Source organism: Pseudoduganella sp. GW821-FHT12E03 (assembly GCF_058807115.1).
Genome location: NZ_JBXAQJ010000001.1, coordinates 294032 through 309377, shown reverse-complemented (window position 1 = coordinate 309377; position 15346 = coordinate 294032). Strand labels below are relative to the sequence as shown.

At 65.0% G+C, this 15346-nt stretch carries 11 protein-coding genes; 2 read left to right on the top strand and 9 right to left on the bottom strand.

The genetic code is table 11. The features are described from left to right. Positions 1 to 142: 142 nt before the first annotated feature. The 5 genes from AC1RRC_RS01190 to AC1RRC_RS01170 all read right to left on the bottom strand — a co-directional run bounded on the left by AC1RRC_RS01190 (position 143) and on the right by AC1RRC_RS01170 (position 11342). A complete protein-coding gene (locus AC1RRC_RS01190) occupies positions 143 to 1276 on the bottom strand; it encodes an acyltransferase family protein (protein WP_493053413.1) in 1134 nt (377 codons plus the stop codon). Positions 1277 to 1352: 76 nt separating this feature from the next. Beyond that, entirely contained in the window at positions 1353 to 2105 is a 753-nt protein-coding gene (locus AC1RRC_RS01185) for a TVP38/TMEM64 family protein (RefSeq protein ID WP_493053412.1), read from the bottom strand. Continuing rightward, positions 2095 to 6042, bottom strand: coding sequence for a non-ribosomal peptide synthetase (locus tag AC1RRC_RS01180; protein ID WP_493053411.1), 3948 nt, complete (start codon positions 6040 to 6042; stop codon positions 2095 to 2097). Before AC1RRC_RS01180 ends, AC1RRC_RS01185 begins: the two co-directional genes overlap by 11 nt. Then, complete coding sequence (locus tag AC1RRC_RS01175; RefSeq protein ID WP_493053410.1) at positions 5997 to 7790, bottom strand: patatin-like phospholipase family protein; 1794 nt, start codon at positions 7788 to 7790, stop codon at positions 5997 to 5999. Before AC1RRC_RS01175 ends, AC1RRC_RS01180 begins: the two co-directional genes overlap by 46 nt. 255 nt (positions 7791 to 8045) lie before the next feature. Beyond that, on the bottom strand, positions 8046 to 11342 hold the full coding sequence (locus AC1RRC_RS01170; RefSeq protein ID WP_493053409.1) for a ligand-binding sensor domain-containing diguanylate cyclase: 3297 nt from the start codon (positions 11340 to 11342) through the stop codon (positions 8046 to 8048). Between the two features lie 155 nt (positions 11343 to 11497). Between AC1RRC_RS01170 and AC1RRC_RS01165 the strand changes: the two genes are divergently transcribed. Next, on the top strand, positions 11498 to 12100 hold the full coding sequence (locus tag AC1RRC_RS01165; protein WP_493053408.1) for a hypothetical protein: 603 nt from the start codon (positions 11498 to 11500) through the stop codon (positions 12098 to 12100). 6 nt (positions 12101 to 12106) lie between these two features. Next, positions 12107 to 12580, top strand: a complete 474-nt coding sequence (locus AC1RRC_RS01160; protein ID WP_493053407.1) for a GNAT family N-acetyltransferase — start codon at positions 12107 to 12109, stop codon at positions 12578 to 12580. Here AC1RRC_RS01160 and AC1RRC_RS01155 read toward each other — a convergent pair. Genes AC1RRC_RS01155 through AC1RRC_RS01140 form a run of 4 tightly spaced genes read right to left on the bottom strand, consistent with a single transcriptional unit; the run spans position 12560 to position 15320 of the window. Further along, positions 12560 to 13012, bottom strand: coding sequence for a MaoC family dehydratase (locus tag AC1RRC_RS01155; RefSeq protein ID WP_493053406.1), 453 nt, complete (start codon positions 13010 to 13012; stop codon positions 12560 to 12562). The two genes, AC1RRC_RS01160 and AC1RRC_RS01155, sit on opposite strands and share 21 nt — an antisense overlap. Further along, positions 13005 to 13484 carry a MaoC family dehydratase gene (locus tag AC1RRC_RS01150; protein WP_493053405.1) on the bottom strand — a complete coding sequence of 160 codons (480 nt, stop codon included), beginning with the start codon at positions 13482 to 13484 and terminating at the stop codon, positions 13005 to 13007. The genes AC1RRC_RS01155 and AC1RRC_RS01150 overlap by 8 nt, the downstream gene beginning before the upstream one ends. 54 nt (positions 13485 to 13538) lie before the next feature. Then, on the bottom strand, positions 13539 to 14324 hold the full coding sequence (locus AC1RRC_RS01145; RefSeq protein ID WP_493053404.1) for a substrate-binding periplasmic protein: 786 nt from the start codon (positions 14322 to 14324) through the stop codon (positions 13539 to 13541). A 12-nt stretch (positions 14325 to 14336) separates the two neighbouring features. Then, on the bottom strand, positions 14337 to 15320 hold the full coding sequence (locus tag AC1RRC_RS01140) for a porin (RefSeq protein ID WP_493053403.1): 984 nt from the start codon (positions 15318 to 15320) through the stop codon (positions 14337 to 14339). Positions 15321 to 15346 lie beyond the last annotated feature (26 nt).

The window sequence follows — 15346 nt, the reverse complement described above, 5'->3', positions numbered from 1 at the left end:
GTCTCCCTTTCGATGTCGATCGGCGCCCGGAGCTAAAAGCACTGCGCGGTTCAGGGCGGCTGGCTACCAGTGTCGGATACCGCCGTCCGACTGTCAGTTGAATCTTGCATTGATTTCACAAAGATGTGGCAAGTGAACAACATCAGCGCAGCGGCTCATGGCGGCCCTGTGGCCTGCCGCGCAGCATCGCGCCGGCATGGAACAGGGCTTCGAAGGGTTTGCGGAACCAGTGCTTGCGCTGTTCCGTCAATTGCCCCGCCAACCAGGTGCCGCCGGCAATCAAGGCCGTCAGCGCCAGCATGTGCGCGACGCTGTCGCGGTCATGGCCATGGAAAGTGCGCCAGCAGGAAATCACCAGTTCATGCGCCAGGTATAGGGTAAAGGTATAGGCCGACAGGGTGCGGATGGGTTTGGCCAGCACTGCCGGTATTTCCAGCTCGGCAAAACGGGCGCAGGCAAAATGCGCGACGACCAGTAGGCACACCACATAATCGGACAGGAAGCGGTCCGCGCTGCCCATGCGCATGCCAGGGAATGGCCAGAGCGACCACGCCAGCGGACGCCATGCATGTTCGGCGCCGGTGGCATGGAACGCCACCAGCAGCACCAGCGACAACAGCAAGCCCGCGCGCGCCGCCGCGCGCGGGATGGTGCAGTGTTTCAGGCCATGGTACAGCGCCACGCCGCTGAGCCACACCGGCAGCAGCAGCCACAGTTTGGGGCCCAGCAGCATGAACACGGCAGCGGTCACGCCATAGCGCCACCAGCCGCGCAGGTAATGCGCGCAGCCGAACAGCACGTAGTACCAGACTTCGTAACCCAGCGACCAGTACTGCGGCATCCACGGCGGCGTTTCCGACAGCGACCACATTTCCCCCATAAACAGCAGGTGGAACGGGATATACAAATGGGGGCGCAACAAGGCATACGATGCCGACACATCCACGTCCAGCCAGTACAGGGCAATCGCACCGGCCGCGAACGAGGCCAGCAGCAGCGGCAGCGCCACCGAATAAATGCGGGCGCAACGCGCGATCACGTATTCCCGTGCGGAAGCGCCTTTGTGTTCCGTGGTGTACGCGATGACGAAACCGGACAGGACAAAGAACACCATCACGGCTTCCCTGCCCCAGTACGGCAACACCGCGGCGACCGGCGCGCTGACGAGTTCATGCTGCACGTAATGGGCCAGCACCACCAGGATGGCGGCGCCAAAGCGCAGCACATCGAGGTACAGTGAAAAAGCGGCAGGCAGGGGGGAGTTGGTGCGCGGCATGACGGGTCTGGGTAAGGCAAACCCCGCCATTCTACCGTGTGTTGACAGATGTCCACGGCAACAACCGTGGATTACTTCAACTTCCCTGCCGTTTCAGCCAGCGTTTCAGGCCCCAGCCGCCGACGCCCAACAGCACGGCGGTCAGCACCAGCAAGCCGATACCGAAGCCGGACGGCTGTTTCATCGAAGCGATGATGGTATCGACAAAGAACATCATGAACACCGTGCTGGGGGACATGCCGATGGCCGTGCCCAGCAACAGGTCGCGCAGCCGGATATGGCTGGCGCCGGCCACCATGTTCACAATCGGGAATGGCGCCACCGGCACCAGCCGGATCAGCACGATGGCCAGCAAGCCGCGCTCACCGAGGCGCTGGCTGACCATGTTGATGCGTTCTCCCGCCAGCCGCGCCACCGCTTCACGGCCCAGCAGCATGCCGGCGCCATAACTGATGGCCGAGCCGATCAGCGCCCCCGGCAACGCCACGGCAAAGCCGGTCCACGGACCAAACGCGACGATCGCCACCAGGGTCAGGAAAGTCAGCGGCACCGCGGTCGCCACCGCCAGCGCAAAGCCGGCGATGGCGGCCGGGACGCCGAACGACTGGCCAAAGCCGCGCAGCGCGCCGACGATGACGTCGAGGTCCAGCATGGATTTCATCGGCGACCAGGCCCAGCTGGCGGCCAGCGCCAGCAACAGCGCTATCGCCACCCCCAGGCCGACCAGGCGGCCCCGCAGCGCGCGTTCCGATGCGCCGGAGACAGGGGATGCATCCGACGCCGGCTGCGGCGGTGGCGGCCGCGCTGGGTCGTGCGGCTCACGCCGCATGACGCTCATCCATGACACTGCCCAGCACGGCAGCCAGTTCGGCGATGTTGTTGGCCTCGAAAATCGAACCGTGCAAGCCGGGCACGCGCCGCTCCGTCAGGCGGTCTTTCATCAGGCGGCGCCACTTGCCGAAGAATAGCCGGTCCCAGTTGGCCAGGCCGGACGAGCGCACCAGGCACGTCTGTCCGTCAAACTCGCCCGGATGGAAGCCGCGCAGCGCCATCACCTGGGCCACCAGGCCCGGATCGCCGACCAGGCCGCCGAGGCGGCGGCCATTCATGCTGAGTTCCTGGATGCGCAAGGTGCGCACCAGCCAGCCCAATGCGCGCCACGATCCGACGCCGCCGACAATCGAGCGCGGGTGGATAGTATCGAGCAGCACCAGCAGGCGCGCCGGCGCGCCGCTGCTTTTCAGCAGGCGCGCGGTTTCCAGCGCCGCCACGCCGCCCACCGAGAAGCCCGCCACCACCCCCGGTTCACGGCCCTGCGCCACGATGCAATTGAGGTACAGCTCGGCCAGGCTGGTCACATCCTTCAGCTTGCCCTCGACCGGCGGCTGCAGCATATAGACGTCAAACTTGTTCGACACCAGCTTCGCCAGCTCCGTGAAGCGCATCAGGTCGCCATGACCTGAGGCCGCCAGGTACAGCGGCGTACGGCCATTTTCCGCCGACAGCGGGAGGATCATGTCGGGCGGCGTGATTTTCTTGCCCAGCGCAATGGCCAGCCGCTCGATGGTCGGGTGTTCCGTCAGCGTATACATCGGCACCTTGCAGCCCAGCTTGGCGTCAATGCCCGACAGGATCGCCACGGCCGCCAGCGAATCGCCGCCGATATCGAAGAAATTGTCCTGGATGCCGATGGCGCGCCCCGGCAGCGCGCTTTCCCATATCGCCACCAGTTCCCGCTCCAGCGCGGTACCGGGCAGGCGCGCCGGTTCCACCAGCGCGCCCGGTTGCTGCACCGGCAAGGCGTCGTAATCGATCTTGCCGACGCTGCTCTCATTCAGCCGGGGCAGCACGCACATCGCACTGGGGATCATGTAGTCGGGCAAACGCTGGCGCAGCACGGTTTGCAGCCGCTGCGCCGTCACGTGATCGGCGGCGCCTACCCACGCATGGATTTGCGGCTTGCCGCCCACGTCCACCAGGCGCGCGGCGGCCTGGCCCACGCCGTTGACCTGCATGCAGGCCGCCTCGATTTCTCCCAGTTCGATGCGGTAGCCGCGTAATTTCACCTGGCGGTCGAGCCGCCCGACAAAATGCAAATTGCCTTCCACACCCAGCCAGCCCCGGTCGCCCGTCTTGTACATGCGCGAGCCCGGCTGGAACGGATCGTCGAGGAATACCGCCGCATCGAGTTCCGGTCGGTGCAAATAGCCACGCGCCAGCGTATCGCCGCCGATGTAAATCTCCCCGGGAATGCCTAGCGGCATCGGGCGCAATTGCGCGTCCAGCACATAAATGCGGGTGTCGTCGATCGGACGGCCGATCGGCAGCGGCGTATCGTCGCCCGTGCCCGGCTGCGCGGCGGCGCCGGCCCCCGGTGCTGTGGGCGTGCACTGCCACGCCGTGGCGAAGATCGACGCCTCGGTCGGTCCATAGACGTTGAACAGCCGCGCCCCGGTTTCATTGACGAAGCGGCGCGCCAGCGCGGGCGACAGCACTTCCCCGCCGCAGCACGCCACCCGCAACTTGAGACCCGGCATGCCACTGGCCCCGTCGAGGAAGCGCTGCAAGGTGGTTGGCACAAACGCGATAAACGTCACGCCGTGGCGCACGCTGAACTCCGCCAGCGATTCCGGCAACAGCCGGCCCGGCGGCGGCAGCGCCACCCGGCCGCCGTTAATCAGCGGCAGCAGCAATTCCACCAGCGACGGATCGAACGTGTACTGGGTCGACTGCCCGGAACAATCGCGCCAGTCGACGCCATAGGCGCGCGACAGCCACGCCAGGCGGCGCGACAGCACAGCGTGTTCCACCATGACGCCCTTCGGGCGCCCGGTGGAACCGGACGTGAACAGGACATAGGCCAGGTCGCGCGGCGCCGGTTTCGCCGTCAGCGGCGGCAAGACCGAATCGGGCGCCTCGACCAGCGCTTCATTGGCGCGCACGCGGACAATGTTGGGATGCAGCGGTCCCAGGCGGCCGCCGGCGGCCGGATCGATCAGCAGCGCGCAGGCGCGGCTTTGCTCGAGTATGTCGGCCAGGCGCTCCAGCGGCGCATCCGGGTCCAGCGGCAGGAAGGCGGCGCCGGTCTTGGCGATGGCCAGCATCGCCACCACCATGGCGCAGGTGCGCGCCATCGCCATCGCCACCACTTTATCCCGCCCCGCCCCGAGGGCGATCAGGCGCTGCGCCAGCAAATTGGCGCGCCGGTTCAGGTTGGCGTAATCGATGCTGCCGCCGTCGTCCCACACCACGGCCGGCGCCTCGGGGCGCAAGGCCACCTGGTGTTCGAACAGGGTAATGAAGGGCGGCGGATATTCGTGGGTGGCGATATCGCGGTGCAAGCCATACAGCACGGCCCACTGTTCCTCGTTCGGCACGATGGACAACTGGGCGATGCCCGCCTCGGGATTGGCGCGCATGGACTCGGCCAGATGCCACAGGCGGCGGCCCAGCAATTCCGGCTCGCCTTCCGCGAAACACGCTTCGCTGGCGTCCAGGATCAACTCCAGGTCATTCTCTTTATGGAATTCGCACACCGTCACGCCCAGCGGATAGCGCGCCGACCCCGAAAACGCCTGGCGCGCCCCGAGAAATGGCGTGTCGCCAAAGTGCACGGTGTAATCCTGCCGCTCGAACGACAGGAAAATATCGAGCAGACCGTCGCGGCCCTGGCGGATCACTTCCAGTTCACGCCCCAGGTCGGACAGGGGATAGCGCGGATGGCGCAGCGCGCCGCGCATCGCGATGCGGGTGGCCGCCAGCAATTCGTCGACCCGCATTTCCGGGTGCACCGGCACTTTCACGGCCAGCACGCCCGCGAACATGCCCATGGTGCCCTTGTAGGCGCGTCCCGAGCGGTTCAGGCTCGGCACCCCCACCACCACTTCCTGCACGTTGTTCACGCGGGCAAAATACAGCGCCAGCGCCGCCAATATATAGTTGAACGGGGTCAGTCCGGCAGGACTGGCGTGTTCTTCCAGGCGGTCGTAATCGGCGCGCGGGATGCGCTGCTCAACCAGCCGCGATTGCGGCAGCAGCCCCGTGCCCGCCGCGCCGCCTGCGCTGCCATTGCCATAGCGGCGCTCGATCAGTTGCGGCGGCAATTCCGGCACTTGCGTATGCCAGTACTGCGCGTCATCCTCATACGCCTTGGAGTCGCGGTAGGCATGCGACTCCGCGATGAATTTGGTATAGCCCGGCGCAGCGGTCGGTGTGACCGGTTCGCCCTTGAGCAATGCGCTGTAGATTTCCGCCCAGCGCCGGATCACCAGGGTGGTGCCCCAGCCATCCATGATCAAATGGTGGAACTGGATCGACAACCCATACAGTTCATCGCTGCCGCGCAACAGCGAAAACCGCCACGGCGGCGTTCCATCGAGCACGAACTGGTCGCGGATGCGGGTTTGCCACCACAGGCGCATGGCTTTGTGGGGGTCAAGGCTGGCGGACAAGTCCACCACTTCCAGTTCGCGCTCGAAGCTGGGCAGCAAAACCTGGCGTCCGGTCGACAGCGGCGCCAGGCGCAGCGCCTCGTTTTCCTGGACCATGCACACCATGGCCCGGCGCAGCACGGCCAGGTCCATCGGTCCTTCCAGGTAAGCGGCGCCGCCGATATTCAAGTGCGGTGAATCGGGCCATGCCCGCTGGTCCAGCCAGACTTCCCTTTGACTCAGCGACAGGCGCAGTGTGTCGTCAGCCGGCTCCAATTTGGCCGAGCTGCTCAGCCCCTCATTGAGGCGCGGCCTGATGTAACTGGATGCGTCCATTTTTCAATTTTTTCGATGGCGTAACGATAGCCCACCTCGGCGATTTCACGCGAGCGGCTATAGCCCATCAGCGAGAATTCCGCGACGGGCGGTTCGAGATAATGATCCGCCTGGGCAATCGTGCGGCCGCGCTGGGCGGCCCCGCCGATATGCCCGGCGCTGTAGAGAATGGACGCGATGCTGGGAGTGGGGTTGGCGCTCGAATTGAAGTACCCTTTTACGGTCTTCCAGACGGACAATCGGCTCAGGTCGGGGTCCGCCCCTGGGCCTTCGCGCACATCGACGTCGATGGCGATGATGGTGCCGTTACCGCGCCGTTTTTCCAGCGGCGTGCCAAGCCGCACGCGCATGGCTTCCACCGGCACGTTTTCCAGGATCGCGCCGTCCACCAGCAAGTCGCCCCGGTCCAGCACCGGCGGGAACAGGCCGGCCGGCGAATTGCTGGCCAGCACGGCGCGCCACAGCGGGCCCCGGTCCTGGACACTGGTAATGCCCTTGGACAGGTTGCAGGCGGCGGCAAAGAACGGCGTCCACAAGTCATCCATGGTGGTATCGCCGAACATGCGTTTCAGATCGCGTTCGACACGGCGGCCGGACACGATGGAAATCACCGGCAAAGTGAGGCGCTCGCCGCCACCGGCAAACGCTTGGGTGCGCTCGCGGATTTCTTCCAGCGGCACGCCGCACGCGAATTGCGCGCCAATCAGCGCGCCCATGCTGTTGCCGCCGACCAGGTCGACGGGGATGCCGTTTTCTTCCAGCGCGCGCAGCACGCCCAAATGGGCAAAGCCGCGCGCACCGCCGCCGCCCAGCACCACCCCGACCGCGGTACCGGTCAGGAAGCGCGCCAGGCGGGAAAAGTCGGCCGGACGGCCTTCACGCACCGGATAGGTCCGCTCAAATTCACGCACCTCGCGCCACAGGCCGATGTCGACCGGGACCCGCGCGCCATCCTTGTGCACCAGCACCAGGTGTTTGCGTTTCAGGTGGAAACCCGGTTCCCGGGTCAGGCGCTCTTCAATTTCACCCACGGCCTGGGTCGAGCCGGCGCTGGCGACAAAGATCACCTGGTCGGCCTGGCGGAACGCGCGCCGGGTCCATTCGGACGGCCGGGCTTCCGCCTCGTACACGAGGTATTCGTATTCGCCTTCGAGTTCGTCGGCGTGGCGGCCGTCGTGGTTGCTGCCGTTTTCTGGCGGCCGCAGGTGATGCGCGCCCCCCATGGAGGCAAACGCGGTGGCCAGTTGATGGGCGACTTCGGCGGCTTCCGCCCCGTCATGCAGCGGCACCACCGCAAACGATTGCGCATATTGCTGGTGCGCGACCGGCGTATGGCGCATGAAGTTATAGACCGTCTTGACGAACACCTGGTTCAGCGCCAGCGGGTGCTTGATCAGCAATTCCTCGTAGCTGGCGCGCGACAGGTAGGCCACGGTGGAGTCACGGATCGCGGTGACATCCGCCGTGCGCGGCTGCTGCAGGATCAGGCCCACTTCGCCGACGCTCTGGCCGGGGCGCACTTCGTTATACAGGTTCAGGTCGGCGCCGGCGCCGCGCGAGACGCGCATGCCGCCGCTGACGCAAAACAGCATGCTGTCCGAATTCTCGCCTTCCTTGTAGACCTGCGTGCCGCCCGCGACGTCGCGGAATACCAGGGCCGACGCCAGGTCGTTCAGTACCGCATCATCGAGCACGCCAAAACCGCGGCTCGCGCGCAATACCCTGATTGCCTTTTCATGCAGGTCCATATGAGCCATTCATTTGTTAGACGGATCCGCACCGGATCGAGGGTGCGGCACTACCATAAAACACAGCCGACCATAGAGAGATGCACTAAGGCATTCCTTATGATGAGCGACAGCGACGCGGTTTGTCAATCTGGCATTCAGCGGGCGCAACGTTGTCGTAAGTAACGTATTATTATATACACAATCGTTGCTCGACATCAATTGAGTTGTTTTTGGTAAATTTTTTGGCAACTATTTCCGCGCCTGTTGCCACCGCTATCCCCACCGCATGCCTTCGCTGCGCGATGCCTCGACGCGCCACTCGCCGGCGTTGGCGGCGGGGTCCGCCAGGAAGCGCCGGATCGCCTCTTCCCGTCCCGCAGGATCGAGCGACACGCCGACCCACGCATCGCGCCAGCTGCGCTTGGCGGCATACAGCGCGGTATCGGCCAATTGTTGCAAACTGTCCAAGGTCACGCCATCCATCCGGCCCGGCACCGGCGGGCACGCCGCATAGCCAATCGACACGGTCTTGCGCAGCACGGTGCCATCCGGCAGCGTGAAGGCGTGCATGGCCACGGCCGCGCGGATCTTTTCCGCCATGGCCGGCCCCTGGCTGCGGTCGACAAAGCGCGCCAGCAGCAGGAACTCTTCTCCGCCCCAGCGCACGATGTGATCGGAACCGCGCATGCACTGGCGCAGCACGGCGGCCGCCTGCACCAGCACCGCGTCGCCCGCCGCGTGGCCATACTGGTCGTTGACGGATTTGAAGTGATCGAGGTCCAGCATGAACAGCAGCAGGTCGGCGCCCTGCGCCGTCTCCGGCGGCGGTGCGCCGTTGGCATGGCGCCGCGCCACCAGGTCCAGGTCGGCCGGGAATGCCTGTTCCAGGAAGCGGCGGTTGCGCAGCCCCGTCAGCGGGTCCGTCAGGCTGGCTTGCTCGATGTCGCGGTAAGCCGATTCCAGGGCGGCGGTCCGTTCCGCCACGGTACGCTCGAGACGCGCGGCGCGGCGCCGCAACTGGCGCAGGCGCAGCCGGAACAGGCCGAAGACGGCCGCCGCACCTAGCAGCCACATCAGCGCACGGAATTGGACGGTCTGGTAAAACGCGGGCGCCACGGTCACCTGCAATGTCCATTCGCCGTGACCGGACCGGGGCCACGGCGCGTCGCCCATGGCCGCCTGCACCCGCAAGGTATATTCCCCCGGCGGCAATCCGGTATATGCCGCGACACGCTGGCGCGCGCCGGCTTCGGCCCAGTCGGCATCATAGCCATCCAGACGGAAGCGGTAGCGCACCAGGTCCGGCGCGCTGGCGCCCTGCGCGGCGAATTCCACCCGCAAGCTGCGCTGCGGCGCCCGCAATTCCAGCTGCGCCAGTTCCCCGGCGCCCGGCACGTCATGCCCGGCCACCGACAAGACCGTCGCCACCACACGCAATGGTTCGCCGCGGCCGCGCAACAGCGCGGGCCGCACGATCAACAGCCCTTCCGGCGAGCCAAACAGCAGGTCGCCGTTGCGCGCCATGGCGCGGCTGGCAATATAACGGGTGCGGAAATCGGCGCCATCGGCCGGGCCATAGGTCTGGAATTGCCACGTGGCGGGGTCGATACGGGTGCGTCCATTCAGCCACACCATGCCTTGCGCATCTTCCAGCAACGATTCGGCCGGCTGTGACGGCAAGCCAATGCGGCGCGACACCACGTCGAAGCGCGCCTGTTTGCCATCCCACGCGTTCAAAATGGCGACGCCGGATTGCGTCGCCAGCCACAGCTTGCCCTGACGGTCCACCATCAAGTCCGGCACCCAGTTATCAGGCAAGCTGTCCGCCCGATGCGGATCGCGCACGATGCGCACCGCCACACCCTGTACCGTATCGAAGGCATTCATGCCGTGGTCCGTGCCAACCCACAGGATGCCGTCGCGGGTAAACGCCAGCGACTCAACTTCGCGCCCGGACAAGGTGCGCTCGTCGCCCGCCACATGACGGTATGCCGACACCTTGCCGCCCGGTGCGATGCGCCCCAAGCCTTTTTGCGATCCGATCCACAAGGCGCCATCCGGCCCGAACGCCATGGCGCGTATCGGCCCGCCCGGCAAGCCTTGCACTTCGCCATAGCGCTGGAATGCCTTGGCGCCCGCGCGCAAGTGGTGCAAGGTGCCGTCCAGCGTGGCAATCCAGATGCCGCCCTGCGCATCCTGCGCCAGGCAGGTAACGGAGCCGTCCGCCAGTGCGCCCGGATCGCCGCGCCGCGCGCGGTGGCGCGCCACCACGTGGCCGTCCGCATCGAGCACGTCCACGCCTTCGCCATTGGTGCCCAGCCACAGCTTGCCGTCCGCGCTTTCCATGGCGCGCACGATGCCGGGATGCCCGGGTGTGTCGGGATTGATGGCGCTGTGGCGGATTTTTCGGAACGCGCGCGTGGCCGCATGGTGCTGGGCGATGCCGCCGCCCCACGAACCGGCCCACATGGTCCCGGCGCGGTCGCTCAGCAAGGCGCCGATGCGGCTGGCGCCTATCGAGTTGGTGCTGCCGGCATCGTGCCGCAAGCGGTCGATCACCTGCAGCGATTGCGGATCGATCACATCGATGCCGTTGCCGAATGTGGCGATCCAGATTTCACCGTTGGCCGCTTCGGCCATGGTGTAGACCCAGTAGTGACTGAGGCTCGATGGCCCGGGAGTCAGCGAATCCGGCTTGTCCGACGGTCTCCAGCGCACCAGCAGCTGGCTGGCCGGCGGCAGCGAAGCGCCGCTTCCCGCCGCTTGCGGCAGGCGCGCCGGATCCAGCATGGCGGCGCCGTGGTTGCGGGTGCCGATCCAGATGCGGCCCCGCGCATCCTGCATCAGCCGCGTAATATGCTGGCCCGCCAGCGACGCCGGCGCATCCGGTTCCGACGCCACGCGCAGCCAGCGGCCGTCCTGCCACAGTTGCAAGCCATCCTGGCCGCCCGCCCACAGGCGCCCTTCCCGGTCCGCCAGCACGGCGCGCACCTGGTTGCTGGCCAGGCTGGACGCATCCTGGGCATCGTGGCGGAAATGGGTGATGTTGCCGGTACGGGGATCGAGCCGGTCCACCCCGTTATCCGTCGCCAGCCAGAGTATTCCGGCGTGGTCTTCCGCAATGCTTTCCACCCGGTCGTGCGCCAGGCCGGTATCGTTTTGCTTGTGCCGGTATTGGAAGAACTGTTCGCTGCGCGGGTCGAAGACCGACACGCCGCCGCTGATGGTGCCGGCCCAGATCCGGCCATCGCGCGCCACCGTCAAGGCCCGCACATAACTGCCGCCCAGCGCGGCCGGATCGCCCGCCCGCGCGCGATACACCTTGTAGCCGTAGCCGTCGTACCGCACCAGCCCATCCTGCGTGCCGAACCACAGCATGCCGCGCTGATCCTGCGCGGCCGCCGTGGTCAAGTGGGCCGGAACGTCGTCGGGAATGGCGATGCGCTGGAATGAAACCAGGCCGGGGCGGGTTTGAGCAGTCGCGCCAGGCATGCCGGCACACAGCAATGCCGCCAGCAGCACGGCCACCACACTGCGCCGCCGGGGGCGCGCCCGGAAATGATCAATCATCGGCACAGGAAAAAGTCACATTATTGCATGCTTGCTAGCAACAAATAAGTTACTTCTCACATATGTCTTTTGAGGGCGCTGTCGCAAGAAGAATGTTGGATTATCTGTCCAAGGCAAGCACATGTGTTACAGTTGAAATAATTGCAAAATACACAATGAACATGCCACTCGACTCTACCGACCTCCAATTCCTTGAGATCAGCAAGCGCGTCATCGCCATCAGCGTCCAGGCCGCCAATGCGTATGCCGCCGAACAGGCGAAACTGCAACTGGAACGCATCCTGTCCCCGCAGCGGCTGACCAGCGAGGAAGGCACCCTGGCTTCGTTGACCGACATCGACCAGTTGGCGGCACTGACTGCCGCCCACAAGCAATTGTGCGAGCAAATCATCACGGCTTCTTCCGCGGAGTATGCCAGCGTCATCAACACGCTCCCCGCCGCCGAGCGCCAGGCCCGGACGACGGAACACGCGGACCGGCTGACCTGGCTCCTGCATTCGCAAAGCGCGTTTTACGCGGCGCGCGAACAGTGGCTGGACGCCGCCCGCAACATCTGCGCGCTGATGCAATCGTGCCGCGACACGGCCATCTTTACCGACACCGTCCAGTTTGCCAATGCCGACGAGTACGACCGGTTCGATGCGGAGATGGCGCGTATCGAGGCCGCGCACCAGGAGGAAGTGCGCATCATGAATGACAAGGCGGGACGGATGCAGGCCGCGATGGCCGGGCTGGGCCTGCTGCGGCAAGGGAGCTGATATCTTATGCACATCCGCCAATATCACCACACCGACTGGGCGCGCATTTGTGAAATCCACGACGCCGCCCGCAAATTTGAACTCGATGCCAGCGGCCTGGCCGACGCCTTCCTGACGCTGGAAGAAACCGGCGAAACCGAAGGCTTGTTCGACGCCACCTTATTCGTCGCGGTGGAAAATGGCGTCGTCGCCGGTTTCGCCGGCTACACCGATGATGAAGTCACCTGGCTGTATGTCGATCCGGCCCGCTACCGGAATGGCGTCGGGCGGGCATTGCTGCGGGCGGTGCTGCGCGCCGCCGGCAAGCCGCTGGCGCTGGATGTACTGGAGGGAAATGACGCGGCACTCGCGCTGTACCAGAGCGAAGGTTTCCGTATCGTCGAGACCATCAGCGGCAAGCTGGCCGGCAACGAGCGCTTTGCCGCGACGGCGCATGTTCTGCGGTTCCACGCCGCCGGATCAGTACCGGCGCATCAATAATTCCGCCACGCATACCGGCTTGTTGCCCCCTTCGCGCTCGATCACCACGCCCCATTCCACCTGGGCGCCGCCGTCGATGTCCTCGATGCGCTGGATGGTCAGCCGTGCGCGCACGCGGCTGCCTGCCGGCACCGGGGCAGGCAGGCGGACTTTGTTCAAGCCATAGTTGACACCCATTTTCATGTCGGTCATGGTCAGCGCGGACTCCAGCATGGCCGGCACCATCGCGATGGTCATGAAACCGTGCGCGATGGGGCCACCGAACGGTGATTCGCGCCGCGCCCGCTCGACGTCCGTGTGGATCCACTGGTGGTCGCCGCTGGCGTCGGCAAACTGGTTGATGCGCTCCTGCGTGATGTCAAACCACGCCGACACCGCCACTTCCTGTCCGACCAGCGCTTTCATGTCGGCCAGGGTGGCGATGTTACGCATTGCCGCCCTCCCCGGACGGCGCGCGCCGCCCGAACATGCCCATGCCTTCCACCGTGGCCACCAGGTCGCCATGCTGGTTGACCGCCTTCCAGACCGACACCACCACGCCCCGGTCCGGCTTCGATTGCGATGCGCGCACGGACTTCGTGCAATACGACACGGTCAGCGTATCGCCCGGATACACGGGTTTAAGCCAGCGCACTTCATCGACACCGGGCGAACCGAGGCTGGTGGAATGCGACAGCAGGTTGTCGACCACCACGCGCATCATCATGCTGCACGTGTGCCAGCCACTGGCGGCCAGCTTGCCGAAGATTGACTGTTCCGCCGCCGCGTGGTCAAGGTGGAACGGTTGGGGGTCGAACTGGCGGGCGAAGGCGATGACCTCTTCCTCGGTCACCAGTTTCTTGCCCAGTTCGAATTCCTGGCCGGGCTCAAAGTCGTCGAAGGTCCAGTGTTTTTTTGCGTTCATGAGACTCCTTGTGGGAGGGACAGAGCGGGTGCGCATGCAGGCGGCGCAATCGACTCACTCCAGTCCCAGGTACTTCTGGTAGATAGCGGTAAAGCGCCCGGTGTCTTTCAGGTACTTCAATCCCGCATTGAAATCGTCGCGGACGGTGCTGTCCCGGAACACGGGCCGGTAGTCCATCAAGTTCATCTTGACGAAATTGTGCTCCACCACCGGCTTGGGCTTAAACGATTTGTTCAGTTTCAACTGCAGCGTGAAGTACTTGAAGATATTGCGGTCGCTGAGCACCACGTCGTAGCGGCCACGGTCCAGGGTCAGCACCTGCAGGGCTTGATCGTTCTGCTCGAAGTAATGGCCGCTCTTTCTGACGTTATCCAGCCAGGCCGGATAGCGCTTTGCCGCGCCCACGAAGGAAATCACACTCAGGCCGTTTAAATCCTCGGGCTTGTTGATGACCAGGTTGCGCTCCTTCAGGCTGATAAAGACGTTGTCATACGTGACAGCCGGGTTGCCATAGAAAGCGCCCCAGGCGCTCATATCCTCGCCCAGATCGGTCATGGCGGCATCCACTTCGGCGGCCTTGAAGGCGACCGGAATGCGCGCAAAAGAATAGTAGCGCGGCTTCAGCACATGGCCACGGTAGGCCAGCGCTTCGCGCATCACTTCGATTTCAATGCCGGAATCGGTTTCAGGGAAACAGAATGGTGGAATCTTTTCCCCGAAAGCCATGGCCACCTCAACAGCTTGCGCCGCCGGGACCAGTGCAATCAGCGGCGCCAGCGCGCATGCCAGCGCCAGCATGCCGTTCCCGGCGATACGCGTCAGTTTGGCCGCGCAATCCATATTCGCTCCCGTTCAGAATTGATGCCGCAATCCACAGGTGACCAGGCGCCTGCCGCCGCCCGGCGCCGAGGCCTGGTATTTGGCTGCGCTGTCATTGTCGAGATTCGAAGCGATCAGGTACATGTTGGTCCGCTTTGACAGGAAGTGATAGTAACCCAGCGCTATCTGGGAGGCGTCGGCGTTCGGGCGGAACTGGTCCTGTTTGCGCACATAGGTGGCGGCGACCGTCGACAGTCCCAGCGGCACGCTGGCGCCGAGCAGGAAATCCCGCGTGTCCAACCCCGCATTGCCGCGATTGCGCGCCAGCAGCAGCCAGGCCCGGACCTTGCCGAAGTTGTAATTCCCGCCCGCCAGCATGCTGCGTACCAGTTTGACGCCACGCGCATCGTTGGTGGTATGGTAAGCCATCACCGCGTTCAGCGGCCCGGCGGCATAGCCGGCGTCCATGCTGATCTGGCGGTTGGCGGACTGGTTGCCCGCCGTCTCGCCGAAACCATACGCCAGGTCGCCATAAAAACCATTCAAGTTGGCCGGCAGCGAATACCGGATCGTGTTATCCATGCGCACGCCGGAATCCTGGAACAGCCGGGTCGCTTCGCCCGGCCCCTTGGCGTCGAAAGGATCGTTGGTGGCGATGGCGCCGAAATAGGGCGTGAACATGCGTCCCAGCTTGATGCCGCCCATCGGGCCGGACAGTCCCACCCATGCCTGGCTGCCGAACACGCGGCCGGTAAACGACGGATTGCCCGTGTCGGATTCTATCTGGGACTCCAGCACAAAGCTGGCCGTCATACCGCCGCCCAGGTCCTCGTTGCCCTTGAAACCTAGCCGGGAAGCCGTCTGTTGCCCGCTGTCGACCTTCATCGCTGTCTTGCCGGAATCGGTGTCGCGCACCAGCCCCAGGTCCACAACCCCATACACGGTGATCGCCTGCTGCGCCATTGCCGATTGCGCCAGCAGGGTTATCGCAAGCAGTGCCAGTCTTTGCCGTTTCACTGTAGCCCCTCAAGGTTGCCCTAGGT

Excerpts from the sequence above, each read along its gene's own strand:
- AC1RRC_RS01190 (WP_493053413.1), bottom strand. The coding sequence starts at position 1,276 with ATGCCGCGCACCAACTCCCCCCTGCCTGCCGCTTTTTCACTGTACCTC.
- AC1RRC_RS01185 (WP_493053412.1), bottom strand. The coding sequence starts at position 2,105 with ATGCGGCGTGAGCCGCACGACCCAGCGCGGCCGCCACCGCCGCAGCCG.
- AC1RRC_RS01180 (WP_493053411.1), bottom strand. The coding sequence starts at position 6,042 with ATGGACGCATCCAGTTACATCAGGCCGCGCCTCAATGAGGGGCTGAGC.
- AC1RRC_RS01175 (WP_493053410.1), bottom strand. The coding sequence starts at position 7,790 with ATGGACCTGCATGAAAAGGCAATCAGGGTATTGCGCGCGAGCCGCGGT.
- AC1RRC_RS01170 (WP_493053409.1), bottom strand. The coding sequence starts at position 11,342 with ATGATTGATCATTTCCGGGCGCGCCCCCGGCGGCGCAGTGTGGTGGCC.
- AC1RRC_RS01165 (WP_493053408.1), top strand. The coding sequence starts at position 11,498 with ATGAACATGCCACTCGACTCTACCGACCTCCAATTCCTTGAGATCAGC.
- AC1RRC_RS01160 (WP_493053407.1), top strand. The coding sequence starts at position 12,107 with ATGCACATCCGCCAATATCACCACACCGACTGGGCGCGCATTTGTGAA.
- AC1RRC_RS01155 (WP_493053406.1), bottom strand. The coding sequence starts at position 13,012 with ATGCGTAACATCGCCACCCTGGCCGACATGAAAGCGCTGGTCGGACAG.
- AC1RRC_RS01150 (WP_493053405.1), bottom strand. The coding sequence starts at position 13,484 with ATGAACGCAAAAAAACACTGGACCTTCGACGACTTTGAGCCCGGCCAG.
- AC1RRC_RS01145 (WP_493053404.1), bottom strand. The coding sequence starts at position 14,324 with ATGGATTGCGCGGCCAAACTGACGCGTATCGCCGGGAACGGCATGCTG.